This is a genomic window from Actinomyces oris (genome assembly GCF_001937445.1).
Classification (GTDB): domain Bacteria; phylum Actinomycetota; class Actinomycetes; order Actinomycetales; family Actinomycetaceae; genus Actinomyces; species Actinomyces acetigenes.
Genome location: NZ_MSKS01000003.1, coordinates 31,171 through 51,515, shown reverse-complemented (window position 1 = coordinate 51,515; position 20,345 = coordinate 31,171). Strand labels below are relative to the sequence as shown.

At 70.8% G+C, this 20,345-nt stretch carries 18 protein-coding genes; 11 read left to right on the top strand and 7 right to left on the bottom strand.

Annotated features, from left to right (window positions below; genetic code table 11):
- Positions 1–155: 155 nt before the first annotated feature.
- Entirely contained in the window at positions 156–986 is an 831-nt protein-coding gene (locus BKH20_RS01115; protein ID WP_343283741.1) for a LysM peptidoglycan-binding domain-containing protein, read from the top strand.
- Between the two features lie 109 nt (positions 987–1,095).
- A complete protein-coding gene (locus BKH20_RS01110; protein ID WP_075389600.1) occupies positions 1,096–1,611 on the top strand; it encodes an Rv3235 family protein in 516 nt (171 codons plus the stop codon).
- A gap of 72 nt (positions 1,612–1,683) precedes the next feature.
- Here the strand turns inward: BKH20_RS01110 and secA are convergent, their stop codons facing one another.
- Positions 1,684–4,518, bottom strand: coding sequence for a preprotein translocase subunit SecA (gene secA, locus BKH20_RS01105; protein WP_075389599.1), 2,835 nt, complete (start codon positions 4,516–4,518; stop codon positions 1,684–1,686).
- Between the two features lie 319 nt (positions 4,519–4,837).
- Between secA and BKH20_RS01100 the strand changes: the two genes are divergently transcribed.
- Positions 4,838–5,761, top strand: coding sequence for a ComF family protein (locus tag BKH20_RS01100; protein ID WP_075389598.1), 924 nt, complete (start codon positions 4,838–4,840; stop codon positions 5,759–5,761).
- 216 nt (positions 5,762–5,977) lie between these two features.
- The gene (hpf, locus tag BKH20_RS01095) at positions 5,978–6,628 is read left to right on the top strand and encodes a ribosome hibernation-promoting factor, HPF/YfiA family (protein ID WP_075373223.1); all 651 of its coding nucleotides are present in this window, start codon (positions 5,978–5,980) and stop codon (positions 6,626–6,628) included.
- Between the two features lie 136 nt (positions 6,629–6,764).
- On the opposite strand, the gene BKH20_RS01090 is transcribed toward hpf, so the two are convergent.
- Genes BKH20_RS01090 through mtrA form a run of 3 tightly spaced genes read right to left on the bottom strand, consistent with a single transcriptional unit; the run spans position 6,765 to position 11,147 of the window.
- Positions 6,765–8,540: a GerMN domain-containing protein gene (locus BKH20_RS01090; RefSeq protein WP_256692962.1), complete on the bottom strand. Its 1,776-nt coding sequence runs from the start codon at positions 8,538–8,540 to the stop codon at positions 6,765–6,767.
- An 8-nt stretch (positions 8,541–8,548) separates the two neighbouring features.
- Complete coding sequence (gene mtrB / locus BKH20_RS01085; protein WP_070660242.1) at positions 8,549–10,432, bottom strand: MtrAB system histidine kinase MtrB; 1,884 nt, start codon at positions 10,430–10,432, stop codon at positions 8,549–8,551.
- Between the two features lie 34 nt (positions 10,433–10,466).
- A complete protein-coding gene (mtrA, locus tag BKH20_RS01080) occupies positions 10,467–11,147 on the bottom strand; it encodes an MtrAB system response regulator MtrA (protein WP_075389597.1) in 681 nt (226 codons plus the stop codon).
- A 268-nt stretch (positions 11,148–11,415) separates the two neighbouring features.
- On the opposite strand from mtrA, the gene BKH20_RS01075 reads away from it, so the two are divergent.
- The 5 genes from BKH20_RS01075 (at position 11,416) to BKH20_RS01055 (ending at position 17,122) form a co-directional block, all read left to right on the top strand.
- Positions 11,416–12,765: a hypothetical protein gene (locus BKH20_RS01075; RefSeq protein ID WP_075389596.1), complete on the top strand. Its 1,350-nt coding sequence runs from the start codon at positions 11,416–11,418 to the stop codon at positions 12,763–12,765.
- Positions 12,766–12,772: 7 nt separating this feature from the next.
- The gene (locus BKH20_RS01070) at positions 12,773–13,459 is read left to right on the top strand and encodes a DUF4129 domain-containing protein (protein ID WP_075389595.1); all 687 of its coding nucleotides are present in this window, start codon (positions 12,773–12,775) and stop codon (positions 13,457–13,459) included.
- Complete coding sequence (locus tag BKH20_RS01065; protein WP_075389594.1) at positions 13,456–14,667, top strand: DUF4350 domain-containing protein; 1,212 nt, start codon at positions 13,456–13,458, stop codon at positions 14,665–14,667. Before BKH20_RS01070 ends, BKH20_RS01065 begins: the two co-directional genes overlap by 4 nt.
- On the top strand, positions 14,664–15,767 hold the full coding sequence (locus BKH20_RS01060) for an AAA family ATPase (protein WP_075389593.1): 1,104 nt from the start codon (positions 14,664–14,666) through the stop codon (positions 15,765–15,767). Before BKH20_RS01065 ends, BKH20_RS01060 begins: the two co-directional genes overlap by 4 nt.
- A 62-nt stretch (positions 15,768–15,829) precedes the next feature.
- A complete protein-coding gene (locus BKH20_RS01055) occupies positions 15,830–17,122 on the top strand; it encodes a DUF58 domain-containing protein (protein ID WP_075389592.1) in 1,293 nt (430 codons plus the stop codon).
- A gap of 23 nt (positions 17,123–17,145) precedes the next feature.
- Here the strand turns inward: BKH20_RS01055 and BKH20_RS01050 are convergent, their stop codons facing one another.
- Positions 17,146–18,141, bottom strand: a complete 996-nt coding sequence (locus BKH20_RS01050; RefSeq protein WP_075389591.1) for a stage II sporulation protein M — start codon at positions 18,139–18,141, stop codon at positions 17,146–17,148.
- 14 nt (positions 18,142–18,155) lie between these two features.
- On the opposite strand from BKH20_RS01050, the gene BKH20_RS01045 reads away from it, so the two are divergent.
- Positions 18,156–19,037, top strand: a complete 882-nt coding sequence (locus tag BKH20_RS01045) for an RDD family protein (protein ID WP_075389590.1) — start codon at positions 18,156–18,158, stop codon at positions 19,035–19,037.
- A 58-nt stretch (positions 19,038–19,095) separates the two neighbouring features.
- On the opposite strand, the gene BKH20_RS01040 is transcribed toward BKH20_RS01045, so the two are convergent.
- Positions 19,096–19,338, bottom strand: a complete 243-nt coding sequence (locus BKH20_RS01040) for a Trm112 family protein (RefSeq protein WP_075389589.1) — start codon at positions 19,336–19,338, stop codon at positions 19,096–19,098.
- On the bottom strand, positions 19,335–19,769 hold the full coding sequence (locus BKH20_RS01035) for a DUF3499 domain-containing protein (RefSeq protein ID WP_070660278.1): 435 nt from the start codon (positions 19,767–19,769) through the stop codon (positions 19,335–19,337). The genes BKH20_RS01040 and BKH20_RS01035 overlap by 4 nt, the downstream gene beginning before the upstream one ends.
- 60 nt (positions 19,770–19,829) lie before the next feature.
- Between BKH20_RS01035 and BKH20_RS14455 the strand changes: the two genes are divergently transcribed.
- A complete protein-coding gene (locus BKH20_RS14455; protein WP_256692961.1) occupies positions 19,830–20,306 on the top strand; it encodes a metallopeptidase family protein in 477 nt (158 codons plus the stop codon).
- The last annotated feature ends 39 nt before the right edge of the window (positions 20,307–20,345 follow it).

Sequence of the window (20,345 nt, the reverse complement as noted above, 5' to 3'; positions counted from 1 at the left end):
CTCCGGAGCGGCTCAGTCCACGCTCCACCACCGCCTGCACCCTTCCACTACCACACCTCAAAGCCACGACATACCACATCGCCACTATTGACATCATCACATTATTGGAGTATACCTAACATCATCAAACAACATCATCGATGATGGAGGATGACATGGGGGCTCGTCAGCGGCTGGTTCTCCTGGCCGGAGTATCAGGGACTGTCCTGATCCTTCTGGGACGCACAGCCCACGGCGCCGCGGAGCAGCTCGCGAAGGTCCCGCCGCAGTCCTGGGGGCTGAGCGAGCTGTCGGACGCCGTCGTCGCCGGGACCTGCGCATGCGGGACCCTGGGGGCCTTGTGGCACGTGGTCTCAGCCCTCCTGGCCCTCATGACGCTTCCCACCGCGCGCGGCACCACTCCCCTCCGCCCAGGCGGCGCCTCCGCGCTGGCAGCCAGAGTCCTCCAGGCCTGGGGAGCGCCAGTGGTCAGACGCATCACCGCCTCCGCACTACTCGTCTCCCTGTCCTCGGCGCCCGCGCTGGCCGCCCAGGAGACCGGCGGCGGGGACGATCTGGGATGGCGCCCCACCAGCTCAGCACCCGCCTCACCACCGTCACAGTCCTCGACGCCGTCGGAGCCCGAGCAGTCCCCTTCGAGCACTTCGACCGGTTCGGGAGACTCGGACGGCGCGAACCGGTCGGCGGACTCGACTCCGCCGAGCAGCCAGATGGCGCGGCCCTCCACCGACCCCGGCTCCCCGGCCCCGTCGGGGCCCACGCATACTGTCACGCCCGGCGAGAGCCTGTGGTCGATCACTGCCCGTCTGCTGCCCGCCGGCTCCGGCCCCGCACGGATCGCGCAGGCCTGGCCGGCCCTGTATCGCGCCAACTCAGGGGTGATCGGCGCCGATCCGTCCTTGATCCGGCCCGGCACGGTCCTGAGCATCCCGGACTCCCTGCCCGCACCGGGCACGACGACAGGAGGCCAGGCGCCATCACGATGAACCGCCACGCATCAGCACCAACGCCCTCCACCGCCGACATCGAACGCCGCCCCGACCCGCCTCACACTCCGTGCCCGCCGGGCACCCCGCCCACTGTCAGGAGCCCGCTATGACCGCGACCGCCACCGCTCAAGCCATCCGCCCCGCACGCCGCAAGACCGGCGCTCAACGTCGCAGCCGGCCCTCACCGAGTCACCCGACGCCGACTCGTGCGGTTCCGCACAAACCCTCCAAGCCCGTGAACGACTCCGGAGCCCTCGCACGGGAGGCCTCCCTGACACGACGGCCCGTCGCCGGAGCCGACGCCTCACGCACGGCCGCGATCGTGGTGACTGCCGCCAGCGAGGTCCTGGCCGGGCTGCGCCCCGTGGACCACCTGGTCCGCTGGACCAGCCCCTCCCTGTTCGAGGCCCTTGCCCGCCGGGCGGGCCTGGCCGCCCGGATCCTGGGGCGCCAGACGAGCCCGCGGCGGCCACGCATCCGCAGCGTGCGCACCGAGCTGACGATGTCGGGGGCCTGCGAGGCCACCGTCCTGCTGGAGGAGGGCGATCGGGTCCGGGCCGCTGCGGCCCGCCTGGAGCTGCTGCGCGAGCGCTGGATCCTCACCGGCCTGGAGATGGCGTGATCCCGCCGGAACCGGCGTGGTCGCCGGGTTCTGACGGGATCCATCGACAGTTGCGCCAGCTCTCGCTGAGTCTCAGTGCCGGCGCTTCTTCTTAGAGCGACGGCGCTCGGCCCGGTTGCCGCCCGAGCCGGCGCCGGATCGAGAGGCCTTGCGCGAGGAGGCCCCCGCGGTCTCCTCCTCGCCGGACTCGCTGGGGCCGGAGTACGTGACCCGCTGCTCCATGGATGCCTGACCGGTGTCCCCCAGAACCGTGCCGCGCCCCTGGCCGCCGGCCTGGCCCACGCGGATACCGGCCGCAGCCGTGGCGTTGGCCTTGGCGACCGCCTGCGCGGCCTCGACGGTGCCGTCCTCGGCGGCGCGCTGGGCGGCGGCGTCGAAGCGGGCGACGTTGGCGAAGATCTGCTCGACGGTCTCCTCGCGGATCCCCTCCATCATCGCCCGGAACATGCGGGCGCCCTCGTTGGCGTACTCCACGAGCGGGTCGCGCTGGGCCATGGCCCGCAGACCGATGCCCTCCTTGAGGTAGTCCATCTCGTAGAGGTGCTCCCGCCAACGCTTGTCCACCACGGCCAGCAGGATGCGGCGCTCCAGGGTGCGCATGGGCTCCTCGCCGAGCTGGACATGGGCCAGGGCGTTGGCCTCGATGCGGGCCTCGGCATCCTCGTAGGCCACGGCGATGTCCTCACTGAGCTCCTCGATGAGGCGCTCCGAGGTCAGTGCGTCCTTGCCGCCCAGCGCTTCGACGATCTCGTCCTGGGTCAGGCCCACCGGGTAGAGGCTGCCGAGCTCGCCCCACAGGGCGTCCAGGTCCCACTCGTCGGGGCGGCCCTCGGCCGTGCCGGCCTCGACGATGGAGGTGACGGCCTGGGCCCGGAAGGCCTCGATCTGGGGCTCGAGGTCCTCGCCGTCCAGAACGCGACGGCGCTCGGAGTAGACCTTCTCGCGCTGCTCGGTCATGACGTCGTCGTACTTGAGGACGTTCTTGCGGATTTCGTAGTTGCGCGACTCCACCTGCCGCTGGGCCCCGGCGATGCCGCGGGTGACCATCTTGGACTCCAGGGGGACGTCGTCGGGGTAGGCGCCCGAGGACATGATGCGCTGGGCGAGCCCGGAGGCGAACATGCGCATGAGGTCGTCCTCCATGGACAGGTAGAAACGGGACTCGCCCGGGTCCCCCTGACGGCCGGAGCGGCCGCGCAGCTGGTTGTCGATGCGCCGCGACTCGTGGCGTTCGGTGCCCAGCACGTAGAGGCCGCCGAGCTCGACGACCTCGTCGTGCTCGGCCCGGCAGGCCTCCTTGGCGGCCGCAAGGGCCTGCGGCCAGGCCTTCTCGTACTCCTCGGCGTTCTCCTCGGGGTCCAGGCCGGCCTCCTTGAGGGCGGTGACCGCGATGTGCTCGGCGTTGCCGCCCAGCATGATGTCGGTTCCACGTCCGGCCATGTTGGTGGCCACGGTGACGGCGCCCTTGCGCCCGGCCATGGCCACGACGGCGGCCTCGCGGGCGTGCTGCTTGGCGTTGAGGACCTCGTGAGGGATGCCCTGCTCGCGCAGACGCTCGGAGAGGATCTCCGACTTCTCCACGCTGGTGGTGCCCACCAGGACCGGTTGGCCGAGCTCGTGACGCTCGGCGATGTCGTCGACGACGGCGTCGAGCTTGGCCTCGACAGTGGTGTAGACGAGGTCGGGCTGGTCCTCACGGATCATGGGCTTGTTGGTGGGGATCGGGACGACGCCGATCTTGTAGGTGCCGGCGAACTCGGCGGCCTCGGTCTCGGCGGTACCGGTCATGCCCGAGCGCGAGCCCTCGGGGTAGAGGCGGAAGTAGTTCTGGAGGGTGATGGTGGCCAGGGTCTGGTTCTCGGCCTTGATCTCCACGCGCTCCTTGGCCTCGATGGCCTGGTGCATGCCCTCGTTGTAGCGGCGGCCGGGCAGGACGCGGCCGGTGTGCTCGTCGACGATGAGGACCTCGCCGTCGCGCACGATGTAGTCCTTGTCCCGGTGGAAGAGCTCCTTGGCCTTGATGGCGTTGTTGAGGAATCCGATCAGGGGGGTGTTCTCCGATTCGTAGAGGTTGTCCACCCCGAGGTAGTCCTCCACCCGCTCGATGCCGGCGGCGAGCACGCCCACGGTGCGCTTCTTCTCGTCGACCTCATAGTCCTTGCCCGCGCGCAGGCGCTCGGAGATCGTGGCGAACTCCTTGTACCACTTGTTGACGTCGCCGCTGGCCGGGCCGGAGATGATGAGCGGGGTGCGGGCCTCGTCGATGAGGATGGAGTCGACCTCGTCAACGATGACGAAGGCGTGACCGCGCTGGACCAGGTCCTCGGGGCGCTGGGCCATGTTGTCGCGCAGGTAGTCGAAGCCGAACTCGTTGTTGGTGCCGTAGGTGATGTCGCAGGCGTACTGCTCACGGCGCTCAGCGGGCGTCTGGCCCACGAGGATGCAGCCGGTGGTCAGCCCCAGGAAGCGGTGGACGCGCCCCATGAGGTCGGACTGGTACTCGGCGAGGTAGTCGTTGACGGTCACGACGTGGACGCCCTTGCCGGTCAGGGCCCGCAGGTAGGAGGGCATCGTGGCCACGAGGGTCTTGCCCTCACCGGTCTTCATCTCGGCGATGTTGCCGCGGTGGAGGGCCGCCCCGCCCATGATCTGGACGTGGTAGGGGCGCATGCCCAGGACGCGGTCGGCCGCCTCCACGACCGTGGCGAAGGCCTCGGGAAGCAGGTCGTCGAGGCTCTCCCCGCCGTCCTGGTAACGCTCCTTGAGATCATTGGTCATCTCACGCAGCTCGGCGTCGGAGAGCTCGCTGTACTCGTCGGCGAGAGCCTCCACCTGGTCGGCGATGGCATCAAGCTTCTTCAGGGTGCGGCCCTCGCCAATGCGAAGGATCCGGTCCACGATCGACACGCTGCATTCTCCCTTGGGACGTCAGATTGCGAAGAGCGACGATGAGACGCAGGCCGTATCGGTCGAGTCAGCCGACTCGGAATCCACTCGGAATCGACTCAGGATCGGCTCGGTATCGGCTCAGGTCTCACCGGCTACCTGCCTCCGTACTCTAGTGGACCTCGCTGGGCGGCGGTCTTTCCAGCACCGAGATTCTTCCCACCGAGGACGCAGGCGGGGCGCGGGGCCACAGGGGGCGACGACGAGGGCCGTCCCGTTGCCATGTGGACCGCGAGCGCCGCCCGGAGCGGGAAGGATCGGTCTGCGTCACAGTGAGGACATGGAGCACCATCGTCGCGGGCCCCGCCGTCCCACCGCGCTTGGCCCACCGCTGGGCCTGTCGGAGTATTTCTCCTCGACCCTGTCGCTGGGGCTGCCGGCCAGCTGTGCGGGCTGCGGGCGCTGGGAGACGACGCTGTGCCCGCGGTGCCGGGAGCTGTTCGAGGCCGAGCCCTTCGCCGTGGAGCACGCCGACGCCGCAGGTGACCTGGACATCTGGGCCCTGGCGTCCTACACCGGCCCGGTGCGCGCCATGGTGCTGGGGTGGAAGAACGGTGCCCGGGAGGACCTGTCGGAGGTGATGACCCGCTCCGGTCGGCGCCTGGGGCGCCGGTGGGCGCTGGCGCACCCGCCCGCGGAGGTCTGGACCGGCTCTCCCCGGGGCGCGCGGGTGCTGCTCGTGGTCCCGGCGCCCTCCGGGATCATGCGCCGTCTGCGCGGCCGTCTGGTGGCGGCCCGCCTGGCCGACGCCGTCACCCGGGGGATCTGCGCGCAGTGGGCCGGGCAGGTGCCCGCAGCGCTCGTGCTGAGCACGGACCTGCTGCGCCGTCGGGGCGGCGGGGCGCACCAGGCGGGCCGATCCGCCCGTCAGCGGCGGGGCAACCGCGCCCAGGCCCCACGCCTGCTGGCCGCCGTCACCGACCTGCCGATCCTGCTGGTCGACGACGTCGTGACCACCGGGGCCACCCTGGGCGCCTGCGCTCGGGCCCTGCGGGCGGGCGGCGGGCGGGTCCTGGGTGCGCTGGCGCTCAGTGCCGCCCCGCCTCCGGCGCATGCGCGCATCTCGGTACCGGCCGGTCCCTCCCGCCGGTCACGGGACGCCACGGCATCCGCGTCGACAGGTGATCCGAGAGCTCCGGGTTTGTCCGCCTGCGGCGATCAGGAGGCTTCTTCCAGGCGCGGCGCGCACGAAAGGGAGGCGTGAACAGCCCCACATGGTGTACCTTATGTGGCACAACGCACAGGCGGTTTCCGACGTCGACAAGGACAGTCGACCGGGTTCCCGTCTCGGTGCCTGAGGGCCCTCACGAGGTGATCAGGAGGTGATGACACCAGTCCCGAACCCGCCGTGAGACGTGGCGGGTACTTGTCGCACACGGCCCGTCAGGGCCGGCCCACGAGCCCAGAAAGAGGTTCCACCATGGATATCACCGTCGTCGGTCGTAACGCCGAGATCAGCTCTCGCCTGCGCGACTACGTCGAGGACAAGGCCGTCAAGGTTGAGCAGTTCGACCCCCGGGTCCAGCGCGTCGAGGTGGAGGTCACCCACGAGCGCAACCCGCGTCAGGCCGACACCGCCGAGAGAGTGGAGATCACCGTCGTCTCCAAGGGCCCGATCATCCGGGCGGAGGCCTCCTCCTCGGACCGCTTCGCCGCTTTTGATATCGCCATGGGCAAGCTGACCGAGCGCCTCCGCCGGGCCAGGGACCGTAAGAAGGACCACCACCGTCGGCACACCGTGGCCGCACCGAATGAGGACCTCCAGGCAGCACCCGGCGCGGAGGAGCCCCTCGTCCCCGACACCGGTGACGCGCCGATCGAGGACTCCCCCTCGGCACCCACCGAGCCGGGTGTCGCCGTTGAGGCGCAGCTCGGCGACTCCCCAGTGGTCGTGCGTCAGAAGCTGCACGAGGCCAAACCGATGACCGTTGACGAGGCCCTCTACCAGATGGAGCTCGTGGGACACCCCTTCTACCTGTTCATCGAGAAGTCCTCCAAGCAGCCCTGCGCCGTCTACCACCGTCACGGGTGGACCTACGGCGTCATCCGCCTGGACGCCCAGGTGCTGTAGCCCCGTCACCCCGTGGCGCGGGGCCCGCCCCTGATATCCGGGTGCTCCACGGTCTTGAGGGACCGGGAGCACCCGGAGCTGCGTGTCAGGGGTGTCATCGGGGCACGAGCCTGGCAGCGGGCGCAGGACAGGCCGGTCAGGGCAGGGGGAAGGAGGGGTCGGTGACCTCGGAGGTGAGCACCCGCCACATCGCCCCACGGCGCTGCCAGGTCTGCCCGCCCTCGTCGATGATGAGGAGGGACTCCTCGGAGCGGTCGGAGATGACAGAGCGGGCCCCGCGCACCCCGACCAGGGTGTTGACCGCCCCGCCGACCTGGACCAGACGCACCTCCGGCACGCCCCCGCCCTCGGTACCGGCAGCGGCCAGGACGCACACGGCGTTGGGGGCGCACCAGGACAGTCCGCTCGTGCCCGCCCCACTGGCGCGGGGCATCTCCAGGGCCGGTCCCAGCCCGGTGGGACGGCCGTCCTGGTCCCTGATGATGATGGCGACGGCGACCCGTCCGTCGGTTCGCCGCACGGCGATCCGCTCGGACTCCACGGACAGGTCGAAGGCAGTGACCGCGCCGTCCTGCAGCCAGGAGGACTCCAGGGTGGCGCGCTGCCCCGAGCCGTTGACGGCGGTCAGACGCCCCTCGGCCAGCAACCAGGCCCAGCCGTGCCGGTCGCCCATCGGCGCCCCCAGCCCACCGGCGCCCGCGGAGGGATCGCCCACCGAGAGGATGACGCTGGCGGACTCCTGCCCCGGGGGCAGGCGCAGCAGGCTGGAGGCCGACAACGCGTAGACGGCCCCGTCGGCCCCCAGGCTCGGGCTACGGGCGTCACTGGTCCCCAGGACCCGGTCGCTCGCCAGGGTGATGCGCCTGGCCCCCGTGCCGCGCACGACGGAGCCCTGCGACATCCCCACGATGCCTCCGACCTCGGGGGCCATCGGTGTCAGCTGGGCGGGGGCGCCGAGGTCGACGGTGCCGGCGAGCACCCGCACGTGGTCGATACCGCTGATCTGCACCAGGCTCTGCTCGATCTGGGCCACCATGAGGCGACGGGTGTCCTCCGAGGCGGGGTCGGAGTCCGCGCTCAGGTGGACGGTGGCGGTACCCGCCTCGACGACGACCCCCCGCCCCGCCCGCTCGGCGTTGCGCGGGATGAGGCTGGAGGCCCCCTGCGCAAGCCAGTCCGAGGGCCCGGCCAGCAGTCCGGAGACCAGGGAGTCGGCCTGCGAACTGCGTGGGTACCACCGCAGCTCGGGAACGAACCTGGACCGGTCCCGGGACAGGAAGGCCAGGGAGCTGACCGCGAAGTTCTGCATGAGTCGGGAGAAGGGCAGCAGGATGCCCTGGGGCAGGCCGACGATGCGCCACTGACCGGTGGAGTTGGTGGCCAGGGAGAACTCGCCGGCATAGGTGCTCCCCTCCGGGGCGGGGGTGAAGACGCCCAGGGAGCTCAGCACCCCAACCTGCCCGGAGGTCACCGTGAAGGAGCCGTTGGCCGCCACCGAGACCTGGGGCTCGGTCGACCCGCTGTAGGCGCTCACCGTCTCCAGGGGCTTCCACTGCGCGACGGCGTGATCGCTGAGGAACTGCTTGGCGGTGGCGAAGTCGTCGGAGAACCCCGCGATGGTGGCGCGCAGGAAACCGTTGACGATGTCCTCGGCCGAGTCCCCCTCATTCGGTCCGGGCGCGGTCTCGATGAGGGCGTTGGTGTCGGAGGCGGCCACCCCGGAGCGGGTGACACCGCTGGAGCTCGGAAGCGCCGTGCAGCCGGTCAGCACGCCAGCGGCCGCGGCCGAGAGCAGTCCCAGCGCACCACGTCGCGACAGGCGGGACGGGGGCATCCCGAGGGGGCCGACGGAGTCGGTGGGCTCGGTGGGCTCGGCGGACCTGCGCCTCTGGGTGAGCGCGTTACGGTTCATTGGCTGCGTCATCGGCGCCACCCATCTTCGTCGGTCTCCTCGGGTGTGCGGGTGGCGGGCTCCTGACCGGGAAGGACGACGACGACCCGGCCGACGTCCTCGGTGACCGCGTCATGGCTCTCCCCGGCCAGGGGGATGTCGCCCAGGACGACGCTCTGGCGCGCCCGGCGGGTTGCGGGCGCAGGCCCCAGGGGGCCGACCGGGGAGAAGGAGGACTCCTCGTCGATGGGGATGCCGGCGCGGGCCACCGCGGGCGCGTCCTGCGGGACGAGCTCGAGGGGCCCGGGGCCGCTGAGCCGGCCGGGACCGCCGTCGGCCCCCTGGGTGCGGGGCAGGACCAGCAGGAAGGAGGAGCCGTCGGCCGGCCACCCCCATGCCGACAGGCGACCGCCGTGCAGGCGGGCGTCCTCCATGGCGATGGACAGTCCCAGGCCGGTCCCTCCCAGGCTGCGCTTGCGCGAGGGGTCGGCGCGGTAGAAACGGTCGAAGACCTTGGTGACGACGTCGGGGCTCATGCCGATGCCGTGATCGCGCACCCGCACCGCCACCGCGTCGGCGTCCACGGCGACGGTGACGTCCAGCGGCTTGCCCTCGCCGTGCTCGAGCGCGTTGACCACGAGGTTGCGGATGATGCGCTCGACCCTGGTGACATCGATCTCCGCGGTGGCCGGCTCCTCGGGAAGGTGGAGGCGCAGCTCGGTGCCGGTGGCGTCGAAGTGGAACTGGGTGGTCTCAATGACGGTGTCGACCACCTGGGCGAGGTCGACCTCCTCCAGCCGAAGCTTGACGTTGCCGGAGTCGATGCGGGAGATGTCCAGCAGGTCGGTGAGCATGGTCTCGAAGCGGTCCACTGAGTTGGACAGGACCTGGATGCTGCGCAGGGCGAAGGGATCGGAGATCTCCTCTCGCGCGTCCTGGATCTGTTCAGTGGCCAGGCGGATCGAGGCCAGCGGGGTGCGCAGCTCGTGGGAGACGTCGGAGACGAAGAGGCGCTGCACCTTGGACAGGGACTCCAGGCGCTCGATCTGGTCCTCCAGCGAGGTCGCCATGTGGTTGAAGGACCTGGCCAGGGTGGATATCTCGTCCTCCCCCTCGATGCTCAACCGCTCGGCCAGCAGCCCGGAGGCCAGCCGTTCCGCGGCCCGGGCGGTGTGCCGCACGGGGCTGAGCACCCATCTGGTGAAGGCCCACACCACGACGATGAGGATGGCCAGGAAGCCCAGCCCCCCGATGGTGATGTTGCGCGAGGCCAGGGAGACGATGCGCTGCTCGCTGGCCAGGCTGTAGACGAGGTAGAGGTCGTACTCCCCGGCCAGGGGCAGACTCACCCGGGTCCCTACGATGAGCCCCGGGTCGGTGCCCCCCTCATCGTTGGGAACCGCCACCGACTGCCAGTACTGGGCGCGCGCCCCGCCCTTGTCGAGGGCCTGGGACATCTCAGGGGTAATGAGGGAGCGCAGGCGGGTGTCGGTCTCCAGGTCGTTGACGACCGTCGTGGAAGTCTCCTCCTCGTTGCGCAGCATGAGGACCCCCACCCCTCCGGAGGAGGAGATCGAGTTCTTGGCACCGTTGACCTGCTGCTCCGCCGCGGCCGAGACTTCGTCAACGGTGACTGCCGTAGTCGAGTCGAACTCGGCCTGGGCGACGCTGGCGCGCAGCGCGGCGTCGGCGAGGATGACGTCACGCTGATCGGCGAACACCTCGGAGCGGATGCGGTCGGTCACGAAGGTCAGCAGCAGTACGATGAGGAGCAGACCGATCACGGTGGCGGTGCACACCATGCGCACCTCGAGGCTGCGGCGCAGCAGTCCCGGCAGAGGCAGACGCCGAACCAGCCGCTCCTCCGCGGTGCCCACCGATGAGCCCATCGACGTGCCCCCTGAATTACGCATCGGGTTCATTGTATGGCGCCCGATGCGCCGTCGCTCACGCGGATTCGCCGACCCTGTAGCCGACACCGCGCACCGTCACCACGATCGAGGGGCGCTCGGGGTCCTTCTCGATCTTGGCCCGCAGGCGCTGAACATGAACATTGACCAGACGGGTGTCGGCCGGGTGCTGGTAGCCCCACACCTGACTGAGGAGCTCCTCGCGGGTGAAGACCTTCCACGGTGAGCGGGCCAGGGTCACCAGCAGCTCGAACTCCAGCGGCGTCAGGGAGATGACCGACTCGCCGCGCTTGACCTGGTGGCCGGCGACGTCGATGTCGAGGTCCCCGGCACGCACGTGCTCGGCCGCACCGGGGTTGGTGCGACGCAGACGGGTGGAGACGCGGGCCAGCAGCTCCTTGGACTTGAAGGGCTTGGTCACGTAGTCGTCCGCACCGGCCTCAAGACCGGCGACGACGTCCTGGGTGTCGGTGCGCGCGGTCAGCATGATGATCGGCACGTCGGACTCGGAGCGGATGAGCCGGCAGACCTCAACGCCGTCAAGCCCCGGAAGCATGAGGTCGAGCAGGACCAGATCGGGGGTGACCTCGTGGAAGGCGTCCAGGGCCTTGGCTCCGTCATGACAAAGTGTGGGCGTGTAGCTCTCCGACTCCAGCATGATGCCGATCATCTCGGCCAGGGATGCATCGTCGTCGACGACCAGAATGCGCGTGCTCATAGCCCGTATCTTGGCATGAGCCCCAGGACCCGAGGGACATCCGGGCCACCGAGGTGGCGCCCACAGTTTCCCCAGGAAATTAAGAGAATCCCCTCAGTTGCGGGAAAAACCGGCGTCAGCGCACCCAGAAGCCGGGAATATTGCGGCCGAACCGTGATCTTCGAAGCGCCCCCGAACCCGGCCTGAGGGCGCGCACGGAGCCTCCGCGGTACGAATTCCTCCTTCAGGGGGAGGGCCAGACGACGGCCGGGCATGACAGCATGGACTTATGAGTACCGACTTCCCCCCTGACGGCAGCGGTCCGAGCGAAGTTCCGGGCCGCGAGGCTCCCGGCGCCCCCGGCGGCGGCTTCGTCGGAGGCGACCAGGACGGGTGGCAGGCCCCCGACGCCGGCGCCTTCACAGGAGCCCCCTCCTACCCGGCACCGGGCACAGCACCGGGCACAGCACCGGGAACCCAGTACCCCGGCTACGGCGGATACCACACGCCACCGGTGGGCCAGCCGGGCTACGCAGGCGCCTCAGGTCCCGGTAACCCCCCTTATCCCGGTGCCCCGGGAGGCCCCGGCGCTCCGGGCGCCCCCGGGTATGGGTACCCGGGTTACGGCGGCTACACGTCGGTCCTGGCCCCCAAGCCCTCGATCATTCCGCTGCGTCCGCTGTCGATCGGGGAGATCCTCGGGGGAGCCTTCGAGTCCCTGCGCGCCAACCCCAAGGCCATGTTCGTGCCCTCGCTGGTGGTGATGAGCATCGTGGGGCTCATGTCCGCCGGCAGCCTCGCCCTGTTCATGTCCCGGCTCGACCTGCCGAACCTGGCGTCCGGGAAGATTGAGCTCTCCGAGGCCGAGACCAGGGCCCGCCTGGACCAGCTCGGGTCATCGTTGGTGGGCCTGTTCGTCCAGCTCGGCGTGACCAGCGTGCTGAGCATGCTGGCGACCTCGATCATCATCGGCCTGCTCATCGTGACCGTCTCACGCACCATTCTGGGCCGTAAGGCGTCCCTGAGCGACGTGTGGCGGCGCACCCGGCCACGAATGTGGGCGCTCATCGGCCAGACGCTCCTCATCGAGCTCATCCTCGGCGTCATCACCGCCGTCTTCGCCGCGATCGCCGTCGGCATCGGCTGGGCTCTCCTGGGCAGCATCATCGCCAACGGGGCCGATGAGGACTCCGCCGGGACCATCATCCTCGCCATCCTGGCGGTCCTGGCGGTGATCGCTGTGCTCGTGCTGGCGAGTTTCGCGCTGATGTGCAAGCTGTGCCTGGCACCGGCGGCACTGGTCCTGGAGAACATCGGCGTCCTGGAGGGGATCTCCCGCTCCTGGACCCTCACCCGGGGCTACTTCTGGCGGATCGTCGGCATCCGCCTGCTTTCTTTCATCATCGTCTTCGTCGCCACCCAGATAGTGTCCCAGGGCGTGTCCATCGTCACGCAGGGGATCGTGTACGCCGCTCCGAACACCACGATCGCGGTCCTGGTGGTATCGACGCTGCTCAACAGCCTCATCCAGGCCGCGATCCTGCCCTTCGACTCCGCCGTGGTCGCGCTCATGTACACCGACCTGCGGATGCGCTCCGAGGGCCTGGACGTCGAGCTGCGTCACGCCGCCGGGGTATGAGCCGGCCGTGACACCTCTCAGGACGATCAGCGCGCAGGCCCCGGCGACCCCCGACGCCGACGAGGCCCGGCGCGCCGCGGGCAGGGAGCTCTCCCGACCGATCTACCACGATCATCGCGATCTGTGGGACCAGCTCTGGAGCTGGCTCCGGGGGCTCTTCGATGCCGACGGCCTGGTCCCCGGGGCTCCCCCCTGGGTGTCGACACTCATCGTGGTCCTCGTCGTCGCCGCCGGCCTCGCGCTGCTGATCCTCCTGCTGACCAGGTTCTCCTCGGCGCGCCGGGTTGCGACGCCGCCCTCGCTGTCGGTGCTCACCGACGACCGCGATGCCGACACCCTGACCCGGGCCGCGGACGCGGCGGCTGCACGGGCCGACTTCGCCACCGCCGTCGTCGAGCGCTTCCGCGCCATCATCCGTTCCCTCGACGAACGCGGGATCATCGACGAGTACCCGGGCATGACGGCCCTGGAGGCGGTCGCGCTCACCCAGCGGGCCCTTGGTGAGCACCGGGTCGTGTCCCCGCTGTACGAGGCCGCCCACCTGTTCGACGCCGTCCTCTACGGTCGGGTCGTCTCCACCAGCGCCCAGGACCAGCAGATGCGCGAGCTCGCCGATCAGATGGCCACGGCCTCCCTCCCCGTCGGACAGGCCCTCGTCGGCGCCTCGACCCAGGACCCGGGGACGCAGGCATGAGCACCTCCACGACGACGTCGCGGCCCTCCGCTCCCCCGCCCTCCCCGGTCGAGGCCGCCGAGACCCGGGGGACGGCACCGTCCTGGTCCCGGCGCTGGCGCCGGTGGCGCCCTGGTGTCATCGCGGTGGCCCTCATGCTCATCCCCGTCCTGGTGACCGTGTGGACCCGGACCGTCACCTCCACGACGCCCCTGGCCATTGACAACCCCAAGGACTGGGGAACCATGGCGCTCGCCGAGCTGCTGCGCCACGAGGGGATCTCCGTGAGCAAGGCGGGCAGCCTCACCGAGGCCGTGGACGCCAGCCGCCAGGGCGCGACCGTTGCCGTGGTCAACGCCGACCAGCTCAGCGACCAGGACAGACAGGACCTGGCCCAGGCGGGCGGAGACGTCGTCGTCATCGGCGCCAACGGCGGCAGCGACGCCCTCAAGGCACTGACGGGCATGACCGCCAAGGGCACCGCGGCGACGGCTTCGGCCACCCTGGCGCCGCAGTGCGACGACGCCGACGCCCAGGCCGCCCGGAGCCTTGCCGGCACGCGCGCCTCCGTGTCCCTGCAGGGCGATGGCGACGCCGTCGGCTGCTTCCCGGTGGGCGAGGACCGTTACGCCTATGCCACGGACTCCCTGCCCAGCGGTGCCACGCTGCGGGTCCTGCCCGATCCCGCACTGGTGACCAACGCGCACCTGGCCCAGGAGGGGCACGCGGCCCTGGGAGTACGCGCGCTGGGTCATCACAGCCGCCTGCTGTGGCTGGATGGACAGCACAGGGAGGCGCCCTCCGTGTGGAACTCCCCCTCCACACCCCCCTGGCTACCGGTCCTCATCTTCCAGCTCCTCGTCATCGCCGGCGCGCTGGCAATCGTCCAGGGGCGTCGCTTCGGCGGCATCGTGAGCGAGGATCTGCCCGTCGTCGTGCGCTCCACCGAGACCACGGTGGCACGCGGGCGTCTCTACCGCCAGGGCTCGGACCGGCCCCGGGCGGCTCAGGCCCTACGCTCGGGTACCGCGCTGCGTCTGGGCGCCACTCTGGGTCTGCCCCCCGGGACCTCGCGCCGCGACGTCATCGCCGCCGTCTCCCTGGCCTCGGGCATCGCCCCGGGCACGGTGGACTCTCTTCTCTACGGTTCACCGCCCTCCAGCGACAGTGCCCTGGCCACCCTGGCAGTTCAGCTCGACCAACTCGAGAGCGAGGTTCACTCCACATGAGCACGGACAGCACCGAACCCACCCGCGCCCCGGGCGTCGCAGGCGACGCGGATACCGGCGCCCCCCGCCCCCAGGCCCCTGAGGGCCCCGGCGCCTCGGGGACCCACAGCGCCCCCCAGGTCTCCTCGCCCTCCCCCCACGGGGAGGCCGGCTCCGACCCGCGCAGGCGCCTGGTGGCCGTGCGCAGCGAGGTGGGCAAGGCCGTCGTCGGCCAGGAGGCGGCTGTGACCGGGCTGGTCATCGCCCTGCTCGCCGGCGGGCACGTCCTGCTCGAGGGCGTCCCCGGCGTGGCCAAGACCCTCCTGGTGCGGTCGCTGGCCACCGCGCTGGACGTGGAGACCAAACGCATCCAGTTCACCCCCGACCTCATGCCCGGAGACGTCACCGGCTCGCTCATCTACGACTCCCGCAGCGCCCAGTTCTCCTTCCGGGCCGGCCCCGTCTTCACCAACCTCCTGCTGGCCGACGAGATCAACCGCACCCCGCCCAAGACGCAGTCGGCACTGCTGGAGGCCATGGAGGAGCGCCAGGTCTCCATCGACGGCGAGCCCCGGGCCCTGCCGGATCCGTTCATGGTGATCGCCACCCAGAACCCGGTGGAGTACGAGGGGACCTACCCGCTGCCGGAGGCCCAGCTGGACCGTTTCCTGCTCAAGCTGGTCCTGCCCCTGCCCGAGCGGGCCCAGGAGATCGAGGTGCTCTCCCGCCACGCCTCGGGATTCGATCCGCGAGACCTGCCCTCGGCGGGGCTACGGGCTGTCGCCGGGGTCCAGGATCTGGCTCAGGCCCGCGCCCAGGTGAGCACCGTCGGAGTCACGCCGGAGGTGCTGGCCTACGCGGTGGATCTCGTGCGCGCCACCCGCTCCATGCCCTCGGTGGCCCTGGGGGTCTCACCGCGTGGGGCCACGGCGCTCCTGGCCACGTCACGGGCCTGGGCCTGGCTCGCCGGCCGCTCCTTCGTCACTCCCGATGACATCAAGGCGCTGGCCCTGCCGGCTCTGCGCCATCGCATCAAGCTGCACGCCGAGGCCGAGATGGAGGGCATCACCCCTCAGTCCATCATCGAGGCCGTACTGAGAACCGTTCCGGTCCCCCGCTGAGGCGTCGGCCGACGACCACGAGCACAGAACCGATCACCTGACCGACTCACGACAGGAGTGGCATGTTCCTGACGATGCGCGCCGTGTGGGCGATGCTTGCGGGGATCGCCCTGGTCCTCATCGCGCCGCGCCCGGCAACCGTACTGGCCTGGGCCGGCGTGGTCATGGTCCTCGTCGTGATCGATGTGGTGAGCGCGCCCTCGCCGACGGTGCTGCGAGCCTCGCGCTCCGTGAGCCACGGAGTGCGGCTGGGCGAGTCGATCACCGCGACACTGACGCTCACCAACACCGGTCGGCGCACGGCCCGCCTCCTGCTGCGCGATGCCTGGCCCCCCAGCGCCGGAGCGACCCACGAGCGCGGGACGATGACGCTCCCACCGGCCCAGCGCCGTCGTCATTCCACGGTGCTCACGCCCCGACGCCGGGGGGATCGCGAGGCGGGACCGTTGACCGTCAGGGTGATGGGTCCCCTGGGCATCGCGGGACGGCAGGCGTCATTGGATGTTCCTGCCTCCGTCCGGGTCCTGCCGGCCTTCCGCTCACGTCGCCACCTGCACTCGCGTCTGGCCCGGCTGCGGGAGATGGACGGGCGCAGCGCCGTCATGGTGCGCGGGGAGGGGACCGAGTTCGACTCCCTGCGCGAGTACGTCGTCGGAGACGACGTGCGCTCCATCGACTGGCGCTCCACCGCCCGCCGGGGCGAGGTGCTGGTGCGCACCTGGCGCCCGGAGCGTGATCGCCGGGTTCTCATCATCATCGACTCGGGCCGCCTGTCCGCCGCCCGGCTGGGAGACGCCCCCAGGCTCGACGCCCAGATCGAGGCCACCCTGCTGCTGGCGGCCCTGGCCTCCCGCGCCGGCGACCGGGTCGACGTCCTGGCCATGGACCACGCCGTGCGCGCACAGGTGCGGGGCAGCGCCGGACCGGTGCTCATGACCGAACTGGCCGAGCACCTGACCGACGTGGAGCCGCACCTGACCGAGCTCGACTGGACCCTCGTGGCCTCCCTGGTGCGTACCACGCTCTCGCAGCGTGCGCTGGTGGTGGTCATCTCCGCCCTGGATGGCAGCGCCGGGGACGCGACGATGATTCGGACGCTGGCGGCTCTGGCCCGGGAGCACACGGTCGTTCTCGGCTCGGCCCTGGACCCCGAGCTGGAGGAGCTCAGGTCGACGCGTGACGACACCGACTCCGTGTACGTGGCCGCCTCCGCGGAGAAGGACCTGGTGGAGATGCACGCCGTGCGCCGCCGTCTGAGCCGCGGTGGGGTGGAGGTCGTGGAGGCTGCGGACCAGGGGCTCGCTCCGGCACTGGCCGACTGCTACCTGGACCTCAAGGCGGCGGGGCGGCTATGAGGCGCATTGCGACAACAGCCTGCTCAGCCGGCCTCGGGCTGGACGTAACCGGCTTCGTCCTCCTCGAGGTCGCCCGTGGCTCCTGCGGCGACGGCGGAGCGGCCCAGGATGAGGGTGTAGGCCCACAGCAGTGCCAGTGCACCGGCCCCGATGGTGATCTTGACCGGCCAGGCAATGGGGGCCGGAGTCACGAAGGCCTCAATGACTCCGGCGACAGCCAGGGCGGCCGTCAGGCCCACGGCCACCGTGATAAGAGCGCGTCCCTCGGCGGCCAGCGCGGCGGCGCGGCTGCGCCGGCCGGGGACCAGCATCGTCCAGAAGATCTTGAGTCCGGCCGCGCCGGCGATGAAGATGCAGGTCAGCTCCAGCAGGCCGTGAGGCGAGATGAGCGAGAGGAACACGCCGAGCATGTTGTGGTCGGCCATGATCGCCCCGGCCTGTCCCACGGCGACGGCGTTCTGGTACAGCATGTACAACGGCAGGAACCCCGTGATCCCTCCAGCTACGCAGATCGCTGCGATACGGGCGTTATTCGTCCACACCGCAGCGGCGAAGTCGGGGGCGGAGTACGTGGAGTAGTAGGACTCGAAGGCCTCATGGGCGTAGGCGTCCAGCTTCTCGGGGCTGCCCAGGGCGGCCATGGCCTCAGGACTGCGCAGGGTCCACACCCCCACCACCAGCGCCAGGGCGATCTCGGCGACCATGACTCCGCAGGTCCACCACCGGATGCGGTAGAGGGCCGCGGGCACGGACTGGAGAACGAAGCGGCGCACCGAGTGGCTCCTCACCTCCCGCGTTCCGGTCAGGCGGCCGCGGGCCGCGGCAACTCGGGAGGACAGCTCGGCGATGAGCTGCGGATCCGGCGCGGCCGAACGCACCCGCGACAGATGGCGGGCGCAGGTGCGGTAGAGAACCACGAGCTCATCAGTCTCAGCCCCGCTGAGGTGGCCGCGCCCCACGAGCACATCGAGACGTTCCCACTGATCGCGGTGCGCCGCGGAGAAGGCATCAAGATCCACGCAAGGAGTCTGTCATGATGGCCGCATCCCCCACATCCTCCGAGCGAATGATCGAGCCTGAGCTGCTCATCACCGGCGAGGCGGTCGCCCTGGACATCACCCCGGCAACGGTCGTCAACCGCATGGTCTCGGGGCTCATCGACTACACCGTCTACGCCCTGGGGGCAGGAGTGTCAGTGCTCGTGGTGATGGGACTGGTCATTGGCGACGGCTCGGACCTCGCTGAGAACCTCGCCTTCCTTCAGGCGCTGCTGTCCCTGGTGGCCCTGGCCTGGCTGGTCGTCATCCCCCTGCTCGTCGAGCTCCTCAGCGGGGGCCGGAGCCTGGGCCGTATGGTGACCGGGGCCCGGGTGGTGCGCGACGACGGCGGCGCCGTCAGGCTGCGCCACTGCCTGGTGCGCACCCTGCTGGCCGTTGTCGAGATCTGGGGCACCTGGGCCGTGCCGGCCCTGTGTGCCAGCATCGTCTCCAAGCGTGGGAAGAGGTTCGGGGACATGCTGGCCGGCACCTACGTGGTTCGAGAGCATCACCGCTCCCACACGGCGCCGCCGCTGCTGATGCCCCCGGAGCTGGTCCAGTGGGCGGCGGGCACGGACCTGCGCGCCCTGCCCGGGGGCCTGAGCCTGACGGCGCGCACCTTCCTGCAGCGCGCCTCCTCCCTCGTTCCCTCCTCGCGCCATCAGCTGGGGCTCGAGCTGGCCTCTCAGGTCCAGGGATACGTCTCTCCCCCGCCTCCCGCGGGCACGCACCCTGAGCGGTTCCTCGCCGCGGTTCTCACCGAGCGGCGCAACCGTGAGCTGGTGCTGGAGAGCCGCAACCGCCGGCTGGAGGAGGACGTGCTGCGAGACATGGCCCGCCCGCCCTATGAGGTGGGTCGGGAGACCCGACGGCGCTGAAGCACCCCGGGCTCGTCCCGCCGACGGACCATCAGGGCCACGGCGGGGACGAGCCGCCTTATCCCCGCGGGGCGGGGCCGGGCGCGGTCGCACGTGATGCCTCGTGGATGAGGAGGATCGGCACGCCGTCGCGCACCGGGTAGGCCAGGTGCGCACTCCGGGAGACCAGCGTCGGGCGACCGGCCTCGTCGAGGCCGTCAACGAGCTCGTCACCGCTCAGCGGGCAGCGCAGAGTGGACCTCAGCCCGCAGGGGAGGACGGCCCGCTGCTCAGGCGCGGGGACAGTGTCCGGCCGATTCATGCGTCACCCTTCTGCCCGCGTAGGACCCGCAGGTGCCCGCGCCGCAGGATCTCGTCCTCGGCGATCTCCGGCGGGGGCGGCAGCGGCGCCGTCAGGGAGGCCGGCATGATCCCGCCGGGGCGGGGCCGGTGCTCGGCCGGTGAGGCGACCGGACGCGGAGCGCGGGAGGCCTCACGAACGGCGTCGGCCAGGGCCAGGAGGTCGTCCTCACTGGGGGGCGCCGGCTCGAAATCGGTGGCCAGGCGGATGATCTGCCAGCCGCGGGGGGCCGTGAAGGAGGAGACGTGCTTATCGCACAGGTCATAGGCCTCGGGCTGGGCCTCGGTGGCCAGTGGCCCCAGCACGATCGTGGAGTCCGCATAGACGGAAGTCAGGGTGGCCACGGCTGGGCGCTCGCAGCCGGGCTTGCGGCAGTGTCGGACTCTTCTCACGCTCGCAGGTTACCGTGCCGTTGCCCGCCGGTCATCCAGACGCCGCCTAGGCTGGCCGATGTGACCGACCTGTTCCCCTTCTCGCCCGGGCAGACTCCCCCGCGATCCGCCGCGGCACCGGGGCGGCGCCCGAGTAGTCGTCGCGACCGTCACGGCCGGGGGCTGCGCGGTCCGCTCCTGCCGCCGAACCTGCCGGCCTGGCGCACCCGTGCCGAGCGCTTCGACGAGCTGGTCGTGGACGCGGCCCAGGACCTGGCCAGGCGCTGGCCGCCGGTGGATCAGATCCAGTTCGCCGTCGAGGAGGTCCCGCCCTCGGATCCGGCGCCCTGGGAGTGCTCGGTGGTCCTGGGACGCGGCTTCACCGCGGAGCCTCGCGCGGGGCTGCCGGCGCGCGTGGTCATCTACCGTCGACCGGTGGCCTCCCGGGCCACGAACGAGGCCGAGCTGGCCGACCTGGTGCACCGTGTCGTCGTCGAGCAGGTGGCCCTCATGCTGGGACGCCGACCCGAGGAGATCGATCCCGGCTCTGCTCCGTGAACCGTCGGCGCGTTTCTTCGAGCCGGGCAGATTTCGCGG

Bases quoted from the DNA above. Each gene is read 5' to 3' on its own strand.
- BKH20_RS01115 (WP_343283741.1), top strand. From the start codon at position 156: ATGGGGGCTCGTCAGCGGCTGGTTCTCCTGGCCGGAGTATCAGGGACT.
- BKH20_RS01110 (WP_075389600.1), top strand. From the start codon at position 1,096: ATGACCGCGACCGCCACCGCTCAAGCCATCCGCCCCGCACGCCGCAAG.
- BKH20_RS01100 (WP_075389598.1), top strand. From the start codon at position 4,838: ATGGAGCACCATCGTCGCGGGCCCCGCCGTCCCACCGCGCTTGGCCCA.
- hpf (WP_075373223.1), top strand. From the start codon at position 5,978: ATGGATATCACCGTCGTCGGTCGTAACGCCGAGATCAGCTCTCGCCTG.
- BKH20_RS01090 (WP_256692962.1), bottom strand. From the start codon at position 8,540: ATGAACCGTAACGCGCTCACCCAGAGGCGCAGGTCCGCCGAGCCCACC.
- mtrB (WP_070660242.1), bottom strand. From the start codon at position 10,432: ATGCGTAATTCAGGGGGCACGTCGATGGGCTCATCGGTGGGCACCGCG.
- mtrA (WP_075389597.1), bottom strand. From the start codon at position 11,147: ATGAGCACGCGCATTCTGGTCGTCGACGACGATGCATCCCTGGCCGAG.
- BKH20_RS01075 (WP_075389596.1), top strand. From the start codon at position 11,416: ATGAGTACCGACTTCCCCCCTGACGGCAGCGGTCCGAGCGAAGTTCCG.
- BKH20_RS01065 (WP_075389594.1), top strand. From the start codon at position 13,456: ATGAGCACCTCCACGACGACGTCGCGGCCCTCCGCTCCCCCGCCCTCC.
- BKH20_RS01060 (WP_075389593.1), top strand. From the start codon at position 14,664: ATGAGCACGGACAGCACCGAACCCACCCGCGCCCCGGGCGTCGCAGGC.
- BKH20_RS01055 (WP_075389592.1), top strand. From the start codon at position 15,830: ATGTTCCTGACGATGCGCGCCGTGTGGGCGATGCTTGCGGGGATCGCC.
- BKH20_RS01045 (WP_075389590.1), top strand. From the start codon at position 18,156: ATGATGGCCGCATCCCCCACATCCTCCGAGCGAATGATCGAGCCTGAG.
- BKH20_RS01040 (WP_075389589.1), bottom strand. From the start codon at position 19,338: ATGAATCGGCCGGACACTGTCCCCGCGCCTGAGCAGCGGGCCGTCCTC.